The organism is Microbulbifer taiwanensis (assembly GCF_014904815.1).
Classification (GTDB): Bacteria; Pseudomonadota; Gammaproteobacteria; order Pseudomonadales; family Cellvibrionaceae; genus Microbulbifer; species Microbulbifer taiwanensis.
The window spans coordinates 158917-173556 of record NZ_JACZFR010000012.1; the positions used below are offsets into that span (position 1 = coordinate 158917).

Sequence of the window (14640 nt, forward strand, 5' to 3'; positions counted from 1 at the left end):
GACCCGTGCCGCCACACTATAAAAATGACTTTCCGGTCCGCCATGCCGGTATCAACAACTCACAATAACAATTCATGCTTAGTCAGGGGATTTGGGTATGCATTCAGCCTTTAATAAAAAGCTTACGGTACTATTGCCGGCACTTTTCATTTCGGCCTGCGGAGGAGGCGGTGGTGGTGGAGGCGGCTCGAGCGACGACAGTCCGAACAGCCCATCCAATCGCGCACCGGAGTTCGTCTCTGCCAGTGAAGTCATTTCAGAGGAAAACAATAGCGGCAGCCTGCTAACACTCAGCGCCAGCGATGCCGACGGAGACACCATCAGTTTCAGCGCAATCGGCGGCGACGACCAATCCCGCTTCCTGATCGACAATGGCGACCAGTTGCGCTTCGGATTTGCGCCAGACTTTGAGAACCCAGCCGATTCGGATGGTGACAATGTCTATCAAGTGACCATTGAGGCCAGCGATGGCAAAGGTGGCAAAACGAGCCGGAACTTTGTAATAACCATCACCGATATCAACGAGGGTGCTCCCGAATTCACCTCCGCCAGCGAAATCACCGTCGAGGAAGGTGAGAGCGACAGCTTCTACACCGCTGCGGCCGAGGACCCGGACAGGGGCGATGTCACCTATTCGCTGAGCGGCGGCGTCGACTCCGGATTGTTTTCTATCGATTCCGCCAGTGGCGATCTCCGCTTTATTGATGCTCCGGATTTTGAGTTCCCGGAAGATAGCGATGGGGACAACATCTATCAACTGATGATAGGCGCCGCCGACAGCCAGGGGGCAGCGAGCCAGCTTGCACTGGAAGTTGCTGTTACCAATCTGGCGGCACCGTCAGTCCGGTTCGATTTTCCGACGGGCGGTGCCAATTTGGGCGGTAAACTATCCAACATCGCCCTCACCGCCAGGGCCGTCGATCTTGAAAGTGGCGAAAGTGCAACGGAACAGTTGGCCAGCATCTCTGTCGACGGCCGGTCACCGACGCAGGATGTAAATAATCCATCGCTCTGGTATCTCGAAACACCGCCCAGCGAAGGCAGGGAGACCTACCCCCTGTCGGCGCAGTTTGTGACTGGAGAAACGGCGGAGGACAGCCGCCTTGTCATCAATGAACAGCTGATCGAGTGGCCAATCGGAGTTTCCTACGACGATCTCTATCGGACCTACTATTTCGCCGACACCGCTCTTGATGCGATTTTCGAGGTGGGCAGCTCGCGTCGGGTTATATCCGGCCCCACAGTCGGTTCCGGTCCCGCACTCAACCCGATCGATATGGAGCAGAATTTCCCGGTAGTGCGCAGCGATCCCAAAAATGACAAGTTCGTTGTACTCAACGGTGATGGTTCCATCGTATCTGTACAGAAAACTTCAGGTGATCGCACACCGCTTATAAATCCACACTGTGAACCCTGCGCTAATCTACCCAAGCGCCGCGCTATTGTGTTGAACGCTGTAGGTACTGTGGCCTACGCAACACTGGCTAATTCCAACATATCCTATGGCGAAGTATATCGTTACAACCTGTCCACTGGAGAGGCCGTAAAGATTTCCAGCTCAGATCCATCTGCTGAACTGGGTGAGGGCCCTGAGCTTGAGTTTCCGGTTGGCATAATCCTGGATGAAGACAAGAATTATCTGTATGTCGGCGACACAAGTTCGGATTCCATTATAAGGATCGATATCGCCACCGGTAACAGGACCACTGTCAGCGGCAGTGGGGTTGGCAACGGAGATCTACTTGTACAACCTATGGATCTGGCAATGAACGAGGAAGGCAGCCATATTTTTGTTGCCAACGGTCAGGGTCAGAATGTAATTGAGGTTGAAGTTGCCACCGGCAATCAAAGAACAATCAGCAGTTCAGACCTTGGGGAGGGGATAGCCCCCAGCGCTCTCTGGTCCATCGGATTGTCCGCCGACAGCAGTAATCTGCTGGTATCCAACACATTATTGGATGTTGCCGTTCTATCAGTGAACATAGACTCCGGCGACCGTTCAGACATAGCGTCGAACCATGTGGGCACTGGTCCCAGTTCAACCTGGTCTCAACTCGATTACGACCCAGTTACAAATACCCTCTACGCCGTGTCCAGTTCGGACTCCTCCGTAGCCGCTGTAAACCTGGAAGACGGTAGTAGAAGCGTGATATCCGATCCGGAAAACGGCGCCGGTGCATCCATTCATTCGCCCGCAGATATATTGGTCCACTCAGTCTCTCAACGCGCGTATATTTTTGATAGCCACGCTAAATGGCTGGCGGAAGTCGATCTCGCGAACGGCAATCGTGAAGTGATTGCGGCCCCCTGGAAAGGAACCGGCCCCACCATGGACGGCGTTGGCGCCATGGCCCTGGATGTAGATAACAATCGTATTTTACTGCTGGAGTCATCTTCAAAGAGCCTGCTGGCCGTCGATCTTGACACCGGCGACAGAGAGGTAATTTCCGGTAATGGCACCGGTACCGGAGCGCACTTCGACTCAGCGAATGGGCTGGCCCTGGATATATCAAACAACCGCGCCTTCGTCAGCAACTACGGCACAGGGGCAATACTGGAAGTGGACCTGGCAAGCGGAGACAGGGCCTCGCTCGCTTCGTCGGTACACGGCGGTACAGATGATCAAACACCCAGCGACCTGGCACTGGACATATTGGGCAACCGCCTTCTGGTGGGCACTGAAAGTGGACAATTGATAGCTATCGATCTGGATAGTGCCACTCAGTCGATACTAACGAATGGGCGAGACACCAATGGCGTTCCGGTCTCCGCTTTCAGTTCAATGGCCATCGACAGCGAAGGTAAACGGCTCTTTGCCTACGACGGCGGTCTAGATGGCCTGGCGGGCATAGTGATTGTCGAACTTCGATCCGGCCAACGCGCACTGGCTTCCAAGTAATTTCTACCCGGGTCCCGGCTTGCCGGGGCCCCATCTCAGGGTGAATTTCGAGAAACCACCAACTGTGTCCGACGAGCCTCAGGCCTCTCGCTTACCGTTTCCCCATCGTACATAATTCAACCACACCCCCGCTAGCCGGATTTTTTCGACTAATTACGGTTAGATTGCGACTTCGCTTGCTACGCAATTGCGACCCACGTCACCAATCCCCTCAATAAGTGCTCGCCCCATCGCCCGCCAATTGTCTGGAAATTCAACCGTTGTTAGTGTTGCCTGACGACCTGTTTGTTTCGGTCAGTCACCAATAACGACAATAAATGGATAGGCAATGATCATGGAAAAAATAATCTTCCGTCGTAACCTGTTGGCAACTGCCATTCTCACCGCGGCCACGGCGGCCGCACCCCAATCGCTATTCGCCGCCGATGAGGAATCTATCGAAGAAGTCGTCGTCGTCGGCTCGCGCATCCAGCGCAACGCCGAGTTCGAAACGGCCACACCGATCCAGGTAATGGACCGCGAGGTGATCGAGAAGTCCGGCTACACCAACCTGCAACAGATGTTCGAGAAGAACCCCGCCGCCGGCAATGGCACCTTTTCCACCCGCGGCAACAACCAGGACTCGACCGCCAACGGCGCCGCGGCGGTGAGCCTGCGCGGTATGGGCTCCGATGCGACCCTGGTGCTGGTCAACGGGCGGCGCGTCGCCATCAGTGCCTTCGCCGAGGGCATCACCACCAACTTTGTCGATATCAATACGATTCCGCTGGCTGCGGTGGAGCGGGTAGAGATATTGAAAGACGGCGCCTCGGCGATCTACGGCTCCGACGCGGTGGCCGGCGTGGTCAACCTGGTACTGCGCGACGACTTCGAGGGGGCGGAAATCTCCGTCGACTACGGCGGCGCCGACGGCTATGACGAGCAGTCGACCTCGGCCATCTGGGGGATCAACGGCGAGGATTCCAACCTGACCCTGATCTTCGACCACCACAAGAACAGCACCCTGGCGAGCGTGGAACGCAAAGGCCTGGATACCGCCAATCAGTCCGGTCGCGGCGGCATGGATTTCCGCTCGTCGCGCGGTTACCCGGGCTATTTCGTCGTGGACGGCGTTTCCACCATAGACCCCGGCTGCCCCGCGGACAGTGCCATCGGCCAGATCTGCGCCTACGACTACGGTCCCTGGACACTGCTGACGCCGGAAGCTGAGCGCACCGGCGTATTGCTGCTGGGTAAAAACCAGCTGACCGACAGCGTGGAATTCTTTACCGAAGTGGCCTTCCAGCACAACACGTCGATAGCCCAGGGCGCGCCCACGCCTCTGGACGAGAGCGCCGCGCTGACGGTACCGGTGGATCACCCGGACAATCCCTTTACCGGAGCATCCGACATTGATATCGGCCGCTACCGCACTGTGGATGCGGGCGCGCGCCAGTGGGATATAGAGACAGACAACCTGCGCGGCGTCTTCGGCCTGCGCGGCAATATTGCCGACTGGGACTGGGAGGCCTCTGTACAGCGCTCGCGCAGTGAATCCACCCAGACCGGCAACCGCTCCCAGGGCTGGGTGCGCACCGACCTGCTGCAGCAGGAGATAGACGCGGGCCGCTACAACCCCTTTGGCGGCGTGCAGAACCCGCAGTCGGTGATCAATGCCATCACCACCAGCCTGGTGCGCCAGGGTAAATCGCAGCTGACCAGCGCGGACTTCAGTATCAATGGTGAACTGTTCGATACCGCCAACGGCGCTGTCGCCATGGCCGCGGGTCTCGAGCACCGCGAAGAGGAGGCCTCGGATATTCCCGACGACCAGTTCCAGCGCGGCCTCATCTTTGGTACCGAGTCGGTCTCCGCCGCCGCCAGCCGCGATATCACCTCGGCCTTCGTAGAGTTTGCGATTCCCCTGCCCGCCAACCTGGATCTGACCCTGGCCGGCCGCTACGACGACTACAGTGATTTCGGCACCACCACCAACCCCATGGCCAACCTGCTGTGGACCGCAAGCGATATGCTGTCCCTGCGCGCTTCCTGGGGTACTGGTTTCCGCGCACCGTCACTGGCGCAGATAGGTCTAGGGCCGTCGCAGGAATCCATTTTCTTTGTCGACAGCTACGGCTGTGCGGAGAATAGCGCCTATTGTGCCAGTACCGATTACAACATCGTTTTCGCCGGTAACCCGGACCTGGAAGCGGAGGAGTCCGAGTCCTTCAATATCGGCGGTGTGCTGAAGCCCATCGATGGCATGCAGCTGTCGCTGGATTACTGGAGTGTCACCCAGGAGGGCAAGATCGACGAGGTACCGTTCGGCTACCTGTACAACCAGTTCTGTAACGACCAGAACAGCAGCGTTTGTATTCGCTCCGCGCCCCTGCCCGGTGAATCCCTCGGCGCCCTGCAGTCGATCAATAGCGGCTTTATCAATATCGGCGAGCAGACAGTCTCCGGTGTCGACCTGAGCCTAGTCTACTCTGGTATACAGTTGGCCGGCGGCGATTTGGGCCTGCGCCTGGATTACTCCTACCTGGCGGAATTCGAGCGGGTGGAGCTGGACTCATCCGGTGAGAATTTCCTGACCCGCGACCTGGCCGGCGAATACGAATACCCACAACACCGCTGGGCAACATCCGGGGACTGGAGCTTTGACAACTTCGCGTTTACCGTCGGCCTCAACTATATCGGCGAGTTCGAGGACACGCCGGATATCGACTTCGACGGCACCCTCGATTACGAGGCAAACGAATCGCGCACAGTGGATTCCTTCCTGACCCTGAACCTGCAGGCGCGCTACTCCGGCTTCGAGAATATGGTATTGAGCCTCGGTGCCGACAATGCGCTCGACGAGGAGCCGCCCTTCGCCATCGGCGACGGTGACTCAGACCTCTACGGCTATGTGCAGAGCCAGCATGATCCGCGCGGCCGCTTTATCTACGGCAAGATGGTTTACAGCTTCTAGGCTGCGATCCCGGTAAAAAAAGGGGGGGGCTACGGCCCTCCCCTTTTTCGTTTCATCCACCCAGTAGTGCCACGAGTCTCTCCATCTCCGCCATTCCCCTTGTCAGCAGCGCACTGCCTCCGTCGGTGAATGTCCAGCCTACCACCCCGCCATTGATCAGCACGGTAATCCAGAAGACGATCCTGAAGGGGCGCTTGGTCGTTTTGTGGTTGAAGAGTTTCTGCGCGATCAACGCACCGGGCCAGCCACCGGCGAGAGCGATAAGGTGTAGCCTGTTTTCACTGATGCGACGGCGATTCTCAAGGGCAGCCACCTTGTCCATCGCATAGACGATCAGCGCCAGCAGGCTCGCGGCAAGAATCAGATAGAAGATCGCGCTGGAATAGGCCTGCAGATAAACCGCGGCGCCGACCAGGGCAACGAACAGCGCCGCCAGCGACAACTGTACCAACGCCACCAGTCCCAGGTTCCCCATCAGCGGAACTTGACCGCTGTGCCACTGACACTGACCATCATCATTCCGCCCTGCTGACCGACCACCTCGTAGTCGATATCAATACCGACGATACCATCGGCGCCCAGCCGCCTGGCCTCCTCCTCCATCTCCTCGAAGGCCACCTTGCGCGCCTTGGCCATTTCGCGCTCGTAGGCACCGGCGCGGCCGCCGACGATATCCCGCACAGCACCGAAAATATCCTTGAAGATATTCGCACCCAGGATGGCCTCACCCACCACCACATCCAGGTAATCCCTGATCTCGCGGCCATCCACTACAGAGGTTGTCGTTTTCAACATGGCTTTGTTCCCTTTGACTCCAATGTATTCGTTTAAGGCTGTGCTTTGACCGATTGCTTTATTGCATAGTCCTCGTTGGCGCGCCAGACGCGCAACAGGTTTCCACCGAGGATCTTCCCGATATCCGCCTCACTGTAACCACGCTGCAGCAGGCCCCGGATCAGGTTCGGGTACTGGGACACGTCTTTCAGGCCAGTGGGCAGGCTATCCCCGACTCCGTCGAAGTCGGAGCCTATACCGATATGGTCCACGCCGACCAGATCGCGAATATGGTCGAAGTGATCGAGCACATCATTCAGATCCGCATAGACAAACTGTTCCGCCCTGAGATTTTCGGTAAAGCGTTGAAGCTTCTCGCTGTCTTCACTGAGGCCCTGTTCGCGCATAAACTGCTCGCTGGCTTCCCCAATGGCCCGATGGGATTGTCGCGACGCCTCGCTGATAAAGGTGGAACCAAAATTGATCATGATCACACCACCGTTTTCCGCCAGCGCGCGAATCATTCTATCGCTCATATTGCGCTCGAAGCCGGGAGTGAAATGGCGCGCGGAGGAGTGGGACGCAATTGCCGGTACCTTTGACACTTCCATCACCTGCCAGAAGGCGTCGTCGGAAATGTGGGAGACGTCCACCATTACACCGACCCGGTTCATCTCCACGAGCAGCTGCTTGCCAAAGTCACTCAGGCCCCGCCACTGGCGATTTTCATCGTAGGAGGAATCGGAGATGTGGTTGCTCTTCGAGTGAGTCAGGGTGATATAGCGCACGCCGCGCCCGGCAAAGTGGCGCAAGTTGTCCAGATCCCCGGCAATGGCGGCGCCGTTCTCCATGCCCAGAGGCAGGGAAATACGGCCGTCGGCCACCTGCTGCTCCATCTCGTCGACCGATTTTGGAATCGCGAACTTGTCCGGGTGCCGTGTAGCCAGCGCCTCTACCCCATCGATCAGCTGATCCGCATAGTCCCTGGCTGTGCCCTCGGCTTCCATTTCCGCCGGAATGTAGATCGACATAAAGGGGGCGTTCAGTCCACCCCGCACCGCGCGGGGAAAGTCGAAGTCGCCGCTTTCAGTTGCCGCACTCACATCGGCGGGGTCTTCCGACAGCCGGTATGGCACATCGATATGGGTGTCTATCAGCAGGTACTTGTCGGCCAGCTGCTGTGCCAGGGCTTCGCTTGAAAGCTGGCGGCCCGGCTGTGCTTCCTGGCCGCAGGCGCCGAGTGCCAGCGCGGCGACAATTGCTATTTTTTTCATCTGAATTGGCCCGTTAGTAATCCAGGCCACAGCCTAACGCAGGTGCGTGCTACTTTCCTATATCCTCGCTCCAGAGTTCCGGCTTTTCGCGAATAAACCCGCGCATCAGCGATTTGCACTCGTCGCTGTCCAGCAGCTCCAGTTCCACGCCTCTGGAACTCAGATAGCTCTCCGGCCCTTTAAAAGTCTCGTTCTCGCCGACAACGACTCTGGGGATACCGTAAAGCAGCACTGTGCCACTGCACATATCGCAGGGGGACAGTGTGGAGTAGAGAGTGCTTTTCCGGTACTCGGCTGCGCTCAGGCGGCCGGCGTTTTCCAGGCAGTCCATCTCGGCGTGCAATACGGCACTTTTTTTCTGCACCCGCTGGTTGTGGCCGCGCCCGATAATCCTGCCATCGCAGACCAGCACCGAACCTATCGGTATACCGCCCTCGGCGAGCCCTTTCCTGGCTTCCTCGATGGCCGCGCGCATAAATTCATCCATATCCCTGCTCGTCATCCGTTTCTGTTGAACTCAAGTAGTACACCAGAGCGTCGAGACCATCACAAAAGCTTCAGTTCGACTGGACTCCGGCGGCCTGTACGTTTTCCCTGCCCGGCAAATCAGTATCGCCCTCTTCCGCAATCTCCACGAAGGATTCATCGCCTCTGGAATAGTTTTCGAACTCGAGGCCCTTGTACAGGGTAATGGCAACAATGGCCGCACCGAAAATCGCGAAGAAGGTACCCGGAGCTGCCTCCCTGATCACCAGCTTGCTGTCACCAAGACCCGTTTCCAGCCTGCCGGCGTGCCCCCATACGCCCGACATAAAGAGTCGGTAGCCCATATAGGCGAAGCCACTGCCTACTATCAGGGAGGCAATCTTGTAGGAAATCAGGGAGAAGATAATGTGAGAGTCCAGTTCCATTTTCTGTCCAGTGTTTTATTACAGGTTTTTCTTGGCACTATTCCGGACTACTGGACTTCTAGATCAGACCAGACGGCGAATTCATTGCCACAGGGCTCGGTAAAATGAAAGCGCCTGCCGCCGGGGAAGGAAAATATCGGCTTGGCTATCTCGCCGCCGGCCCTGGTTACCTTCTCCTGGGTGCCCTCCAGGTCATTGCTGTAGAACACCAGCAGCGCCGCGCCATTTTCCGTGGAGGAGCTCATGTCGGCCTTGAAAAATCCCCCATCGAGCCCCTGGTTGGAGAATGCCGTGTACTCGGGGCCATAGTCAGTAAAAGACCAGCCGAATGCCTGTTCAAAAAAGGCCTTTGTTTCTGTGAGTTTCTTCGAGGGAAACTCTACATAGTTCAACTTTTCATGTTCACTCATTCCTCACCTCCTGATAGTTTGTGGATATCCAATGTATTCGCAGTCGCATCCCGCACTGCAGGTACAAAAATCATCCAGGCAGCGGGTAGGGCAATAGAAACAGGTGCAGGACATTGACGCCCCAGTGCGCCAGTACGCAGGCCCAGAAGTTGCGGCGCAGGTACCAGAGCAACGAATAGCAGGCGCCCGCTGCAGTAACCAGAACCAACGCCAGCGGTGAGGCCGCCCAGCCGGTATGCAGCAGAGTGAATATCGCCGTTACCAGCAGCACCGCCAACCAGCGCTGAGAACCCAGCAACTCCTCCGATCCCCGCTGTAATATCCAACGGAAAAACCCCTCCTCACTGATACACACCACCAGCAGATTGACCGTGGCGGCAACCACTATGGCAGCACCGAATTTGGGCGACAGTCCAGTCGCCATCAGCCCCAACAGAAATGGCAGCGCGATTGCGGCGCTGATATAGAGAAGATCACCGTGATGCAGCCAACCGCGCTGCCGCAACATAAACGCGACTACCGCTATGGCGATCACCGCCTTGCCGGCATTGAAGCTGGCGTAGATGGTGTTGCCCGAGGCGTCACTGTAGGGCGGGAGCAATTCGACACGCTCGCTGCCGGGCAGTATCCCCAAGGCGGTTACCAGCATCAGCAGACCGCTGACCAAGAAAGCGGCGGCGCGCTTCCAGCCGCCCTGTGTTTCGATTGTGCAGAGCGCGAGCCAGATGGCCGGCGCGGCAGCGCCGGTGAGACCAAAGGGGATGATGCAAAGGGAAAGCAGCAGCGCCGGCAGCAGATAGCGCTGGCCGAGATATTGAAGACCGGGGGCCACTAGCCTGTGTTCAGCCCCTCGATTGCCGGGCATTGCGTCCTGCCTGTCGGTTGTGAATTCAGCCGTTAAAGGTAGCGCGCATGGACCTGTATGTCAGCTTCATTTTGGCAGGATCCAGTGGTGCCTTGAAAAATGCGTGGTAGTGCCCGCGGGGATTTATCAGAACCACCTGGGAGCCGTGATCAATGGTGTAATTGCCGTCATCCAGCGGCACCTTGTTGAAGGGCACATTGAGCTGGTTGGCGAAGCGTTTCAGGCTGAGAAATTCACCGGTGACACCGCGGAAATCGGCGTTGAAGTAGCGCACATAGTCGCGCAACTGCTCGGGCCTGTCCCGCTTGGGATCCACCGACACCAACAGGATATCCGTATCGGCACGGGTCTGCTCATCCAGAGCCTGGTAGAAGTTGTTCAATGTTGCCAGGGTGGTAGGGCAAACATCGGGGCAGTGAGTAAAGCCGAAAAACACCAGGGTCCAGCGCCCATTCAGGCTTTCCGTACGAAAGGCGCTACCGCTGTCGGCCAGCAGTTCGAAATTGTCCAGTATGCGCGGCCGCTCCAGTTTCACTGCGCCGTTCAGGCGCAGCTCGGTATCGGTGATTACCCGCGGCTGGCCCATCTTGTGCAGGAAGCCAGCCACTACCGCGCCCATAAACAGCACCAGTATGGCAACGGTGAGCCAGATGCCGCGCTTCTGTGCGGGGCTTTTCCGGGCGTTGTCTTCCGTATTGGTTGCGCTCGCCATGACTTATACCGCGATCAGATAGTGGTCCAGTAACATGATGCAGAAGAGTGCCATCAGGTAGATGATGGAGTACTTGAAGGTCTCCATGCCCGCTTGGGGTTTTTTGTCCCGCAGCATTTCCACCGCCCAGTAGATGAAGCCGAATCCCAGGACCACAGCGCCGAGCAGATAGAGCCAGCCGAGCATGGCGGTGGCGAAGGGCAGCAGGCTGACTGCAAGCAATACAAAGGTGTAGAGCAGAATATGCAGCTTGGTGTAGGCGACGCCGTGGGTCACCGGCAGCATCGGGATATCCGCTTTCGCGTAATCCTCGCGCCTGTGCACTGCCAGGGCCCAGAAGTGAGGCGGTGTCCAGGCGAAGATGATCAGTACCAGCAACAGTCCGTGACCGTGTAGCTCGCCAGTCACCGCTGTCCAGCCCAGCAGTGGCGGCGCGGCGCCGGCGATACCGCCGATTACAATATTCTGCGGCGTGGCTCGCTTGAGGAACATCGTATAGACGACCGCATAACCGAGCAGGGATACCAGGGTTAGCCAGGCGGTCAATGCATTGACGAAGGCGAGCAGGATAAACATGCCGATGCTGCCCAGCAGCAGTGCGAACAGCAGCGCTTTCTGCGGCTCGACACGCCCCCGCGCCACCGGACGCTGGCTGGTGCGGGCCATTTTGATATCGATATGCCGATCCACCAGGTGGTTGACCGCTGCGGCGCTGCCCGCACAGAGAGCGATACCCAAATTGCCGAGAACAAGTATTTCCAGCGGCGGCATATCGGGCACTGCCAGCAGCATGCCGATGACCGAAGTGAGGATCATCAGCATCACCACCCGCGGTTTGGTGAGCTCGTAGTAATCGCGCCAGCTGGCGCGGCTCAGGGCGATGGTATCTGTGCTCATGATTTCACCTCGTTATTATCTTTATTCTACTCGATGCGATTTGCCCGGCAGCTGTCTGATATTACAGTTCCCCGGCCAAAACCGTGTCATCGGTATCCGGAGTATTCAGAGAACTCTCTCGTCCAGTCGTCGGCTGCGCCGTCTGTATCCGGTAGCAGAAGGTCAGCAGGCCCAACAACAGCAGTCCCGCGCCGGCGTTGTGGGCCACGGCGATCGGCAGCGGCAGAGACATCACCACATTGGCAATACCCAGGCACACCTGCAGGCCGAGGACACCGGCTAGGCCGATCGCCCAGCGCCGGGAGCCGGCGCGCCAGGCGAGTATCGACAGCGCGAGCACCAGCAGGCTGACCACCAGGGCGCCGATCCTGTGCGTCAGGTGTATGGCGGTACGCGCATCGCTCTCCAGCGTCCCTCCCAGGTAGTTGGGACCAATCTGCTGGGCGATGTTGAAGCCCTGTGCAAAATCTGCATCCGGCCACCACTGGCCGTGGCAAGTGGGAAAGTCGGCACAGGCGAGCGCCGCGTAGTTGGAACTGGTCCAGCCTCCCAGGGCTATCTGCACCACCACCGCCGCCACTGTGGCGAATGCCAGGGGGCGGAGCTTCTGCAACATGCGAAATTCGTGCGTGGGAATAAAACGGCCCTTGTTTGGGGGGGAATTGCGCAATCGCTCGACAATCAGCCACAGCATCGACAGGGTCGCCAGACCGCCGAGCAGATGCGCAGTTACCACCTGTGGCCAGAGTTTCAGCGTCACCGTCCACATGCCGAAAGCGGCCTGCAGAATGATCAGTGCGAGCAGGAAGTGGGTCTGTTTGAAGGCGCGCTGGCCGCGACGGCGCCAGGCCAGCACTGTCAGGCCACCCACCAGCAGCAGCAGGCTGCCGGCGAAGTAGCGGTGCACCATCTCCGGCCAGGTCTTGTCGGTTTCCACCGGTGCATGCGGGAAGGCCGCGTTGGCATTTTCAATTTCGTGATGCTCACTGGGCCAGGTGAGGTGGCCATAGCAGCCGGGCCAGTCCGGGCAACCCAGACCGGCGTCTGCCAGGCGCGTAAAGGCGCCGAGCACCACCACCACTACGGCGAGTGCGCAGCCGGCGAGTGCCAGACGCAGGCGCCAGTCTGTGTGCGGCCTGCTGTCGGTAGGATCTATTTCCAACTTATCCATCTCTCCCCATTACCTCTCATAGGAGTACTTCAGTAGACGTTTGACATCTTTCAGCAACTGGTTGCCACTGTGTTGGTTGTCGTAGGCCATCATCGCGTAGCCCTGTTGATCGATCAGTAGTGCCCGGGATTCGGCGATAGTCCCCTGGAGGGTCTGCGCCTTCAGCTCCTGCAGCGCGCCCGCCGGCAACTGTACGATACGCAGCCGCGGATGCTCACTCTGCAACTTCTGTTGCAGCTCTGCACCCAACGGTGTGGCGGTTACCAGTAACCGCTCCACCCGGTCCGCCTTTTCTCCCAGGCGTATATGTACCTGGCGGCTGGTGTAGAGCAGTTTCTCACATTCGGAATCGCAGTTATCTGCGGGAAGTATCAGGAAGCGCCACTTGGGCTTCTCCGCACCCAGCTGCAGCGGCAGTTCGCCCTCCCCGGTGAATTCGAGCTGGCTGATGTTCACCGGCGTCTGCAGCAACTCGCCCTGATTGGTCGTGTCCCGTGGCATTCCCAGCCCCGTGTAGTAGACCACATAGGCGGCCAGTATCGGCAGCAGAACAGAGGCGATTACGGAGATTCCCTGGATACCTCCCAGGCCCGGTGGTTTTGCACCGGCGGATTCGGTGGCGGTATTGTGGCTACTCTGATTCACGGCGATGTTACCTCTGCAGTACTTCTATTTATTGTTTTCGTAACAGCTGCGGCAAGCTGGTCGCCGCCGACAGCCACAGTATGACCAGCGCTGCGGCCATCGCAAACCACTGTGTGGCGTAGGCGCGGTGGCGCTCGGGCGGGCTGTTGATCAGCTGCCAGTCGGTTACCAGCGCCGTGTCCGAATCGGCGCTGAGGCGGATGGACCACTGCGGCTGTGCCAGTTCCAGACTACCAGCAAATGCGCTGTCGAGCTGCTGAATTCTCCTGGCATTGGTAAACCGGGCCCCTTCCGCGGTTTTCTGCGTAGGGTACAGAAAGCCGGTGATGACCTTGGCCGCCAACGGCCAGGAGATGTCGGGCAACTGGTCCCGCTGCGGCGGCGCCTCGACCCAGCCGCGGTTGACCAGCCAGCGCTGATGCGCCGATACGAATATCTGCAACACCTCGTATCCGACGCGGCCATTGCGCGTGCGGTTGTCCAGCAGGTGATACTCATCGGTGTAGTAGCCGAGCATCCGCACCGGTGTATAGATCTGCAGATCATCCGGTTTGACTGCGCCCTTGGCCAGAGATTGCGGTTGCGCTGATAGTCGGGTATCTATTGCGGTATTGAGTGCGGCCTTCTCGTCGCCGCGCTGCAATTGCCAGGCGCCGAGAGACAGCAGCAATGGAAACAGCAGACCACTGAGCAGGGTAAGGGGCCAGTTGCGAATCAGTGCTACACTGGGCTTTTTTAATGGCGCTGAAGGCTCTCTCTCTCGCACTGAAGTCGTATCTATTGTCATGCCGAACTACAACAAAAATGGCGAATAAATCATGTGGCTGAAAGTCGTTATTGTGTTTCTGTTTCTCGCGGTGCTGGCCAGCCTGTCCAGCGCGCTGTTTTTCCTGCTGCGCGATATGGGCGCGCCCCAATCCAGGAGAACCCTCTACGCACTGGGTATCCGCATTACCCTGGCGACGCTGCTTCTGTTGGCCATCTGGTATGGTTTTGACAGCGGCACACTCTCCAATACAGCGCCCTGGGCGGACAAGTACTGATTCTTTGGTAAATTTACTGTGGGGGGTTGTCCCGCGGGCGGGAAAAAGAACGGAGGCCCCGGGGGGGGGCGCCCCACACGCGGGTC

Annotated in this window: 15 protein-coding genes; 3 read left to right on the top strand and 12 right to left on the bottom strand. The window is 58.3% G+C overall.

From position 1 onward, the window contains the following. The first annotated feature begins 97 nt into the window (after window positions 1-97). Both IG627_RS04575 and IG627_RS04580 read left to right on the top strand, forming a co-directional pair. Window positions 98-2899, top strand: a complete 2802-nt coding sequence (locus IG627_RS04575; RefSeq protein ID WP_193190381.1) for a hypothetical protein — start codon at window positions 98-100, stop codon at window positions 2897-2899. A 334-nt stretch (window positions 2900-3233) separates the two neighbouring features. After that, window positions 3234-5852: a TonB-dependent receptor gene (locus IG627_RS04580; RefSeq protein ID WP_193190383.1), complete on the top strand. Its 2619-nt coding sequence runs from the start codon at window positions 3234-3236 to the stop codon at window positions 5850-5852. A gap of 52 nt (window positions 5853-5904) precedes the next feature. On the opposite strand, the gene IG627_RS04585 is transcribed toward IG627_RS04580, so the two are convergent. The 12 genes from IG627_RS04585 to IG627_RS04640 form a co-directional block, all read right to left on the bottom strand. After that, window positions 5905-6327, bottom strand: coding sequence for a DUF1294 domain-containing protein (locus IG627_RS04585; protein WP_193190385.1), 423 nt, complete (start codon window positions 6325-6327; stop codon window positions 5905-5907). Next, entirely contained in the window at window positions 6327-6647 is a 321-nt protein-coding gene (locus IG627_RS04590; protein WP_193190387.1) for a heavy metal-binding domain-containing protein, read from the bottom strand. Before IG627_RS04590 ends, IG627_RS04585 begins: the two co-directional genes overlap by 1 nt. A 32-nt stretch (window positions 6648-6679) precedes the next feature. Beyond that, window positions 6680-7900, bottom strand: coding sequence for a dipeptidase (locus IG627_RS04595; RefSeq protein ID WP_193190389.1), 1221 nt, complete (start codon window positions 7898-7900; stop codon window positions 6680-6682). A 49-nt stretch (window positions 7901-7949) separates the two neighbouring features. Continuing rightward, on the bottom strand, window positions 7950-8387 hold the full coding sequence (locus IG627_RS04600) for a nucleoside deaminase (protein ID WP_193190391.1): 438 nt from the start codon (window positions 8385-8387) through the stop codon (window positions 7950-7952). A gap of 70 nt (window positions 8388-8457) precedes the next feature. Next, complete coding sequence (locus tag IG627_RS04605; RefSeq protein ID WP_193190393.1) at window positions 8458-8811, bottom strand: hypothetical protein; 354 nt, start codon at window positions 8809-8811, stop codon at window positions 8458-8460. A gap of 47 nt (window positions 8812-8858) precedes the next feature. Continuing rightward, complete coding sequence (locus IG627_RS04610; protein WP_193190394.1) at window positions 8859-9221, bottom strand: VOC family protein; 363 nt, start codon at window positions 9219-9221, stop codon at window positions 8859-8861. Window positions 9222-9291: 70 nt separating this feature from the next. Beyond that, window positions 9292-10086, bottom strand: coding sequence for a CPBP family intramembrane glutamic endopeptidase (locus IG627_RS04615; protein ID WP_193190396.1), 795 nt, complete (start codon window positions 10084-10086; stop codon window positions 9292-9294). Between the two features lie 25 nt (window positions 10087-10111). Beyond that, a complete protein-coding gene (locus IG627_RS04620; protein ID WP_193190398.1) occupies window positions 10112-10798 on the bottom strand; it encodes an SCO family protein in 687 nt (228 codons plus the stop codon). A gap of 3 nt (window positions 10799-10801) precedes the next feature. Beyond that, window positions 10802-11695 (bottom strand): heme o synthase, encoded by an 894-nt coding sequence (gene cyoE / locus IG627_RS04625; RefSeq protein ID WP_193190400.1) that lies wholly within the window; start codon window positions 11693-11695, stop codon window positions 10802-10804. A gap of 61 nt (window positions 11696-11756) precedes the next feature. After that, window positions 11757-12866: a COX15/CtaA family protein gene (locus IG627_RS04630; protein WP_193190402.1), complete on the bottom strand. Its 1110-nt coding sequence runs from the start codon at window positions 12864-12866 to the stop codon at window positions 11757-11759. Window positions 12867-12875: 9 nt separating this feature from the next. Continuing rightward, on the bottom strand, window positions 12876-13511 hold the full coding sequence (locus tag IG627_RS04635) for a hypothetical protein (RefSeq protein ID WP_193190404.1): 636 nt from the start codon (window positions 13509-13511) through the stop codon (window positions 12876-12878). Between the two features lie 28 nt (window positions 13512-13539). Beyond that, entirely contained in the window at window positions 13540-14277 is a 738-nt protein-coding gene (locus tag IG627_RS04640) for an SURF1 family protein (protein WP_319024500.1), read from the bottom strand. Window positions 14278-14329: 52 nt separating this feature from the next. Between IG627_RS04640 and IG627_RS04645 the strand changes: the two genes are divergently transcribed. Continuing rightward, a complete protein-coding gene (locus IG627_RS04645) occupies window positions 14330-14554 on the top strand; it encodes a DUF2909 domain-containing protein (RefSeq protein ID WP_193190407.1) in 225 nt (74 codons plus the stop codon). Window positions 14555-14640 lie beyond the last annotated feature (86 nt).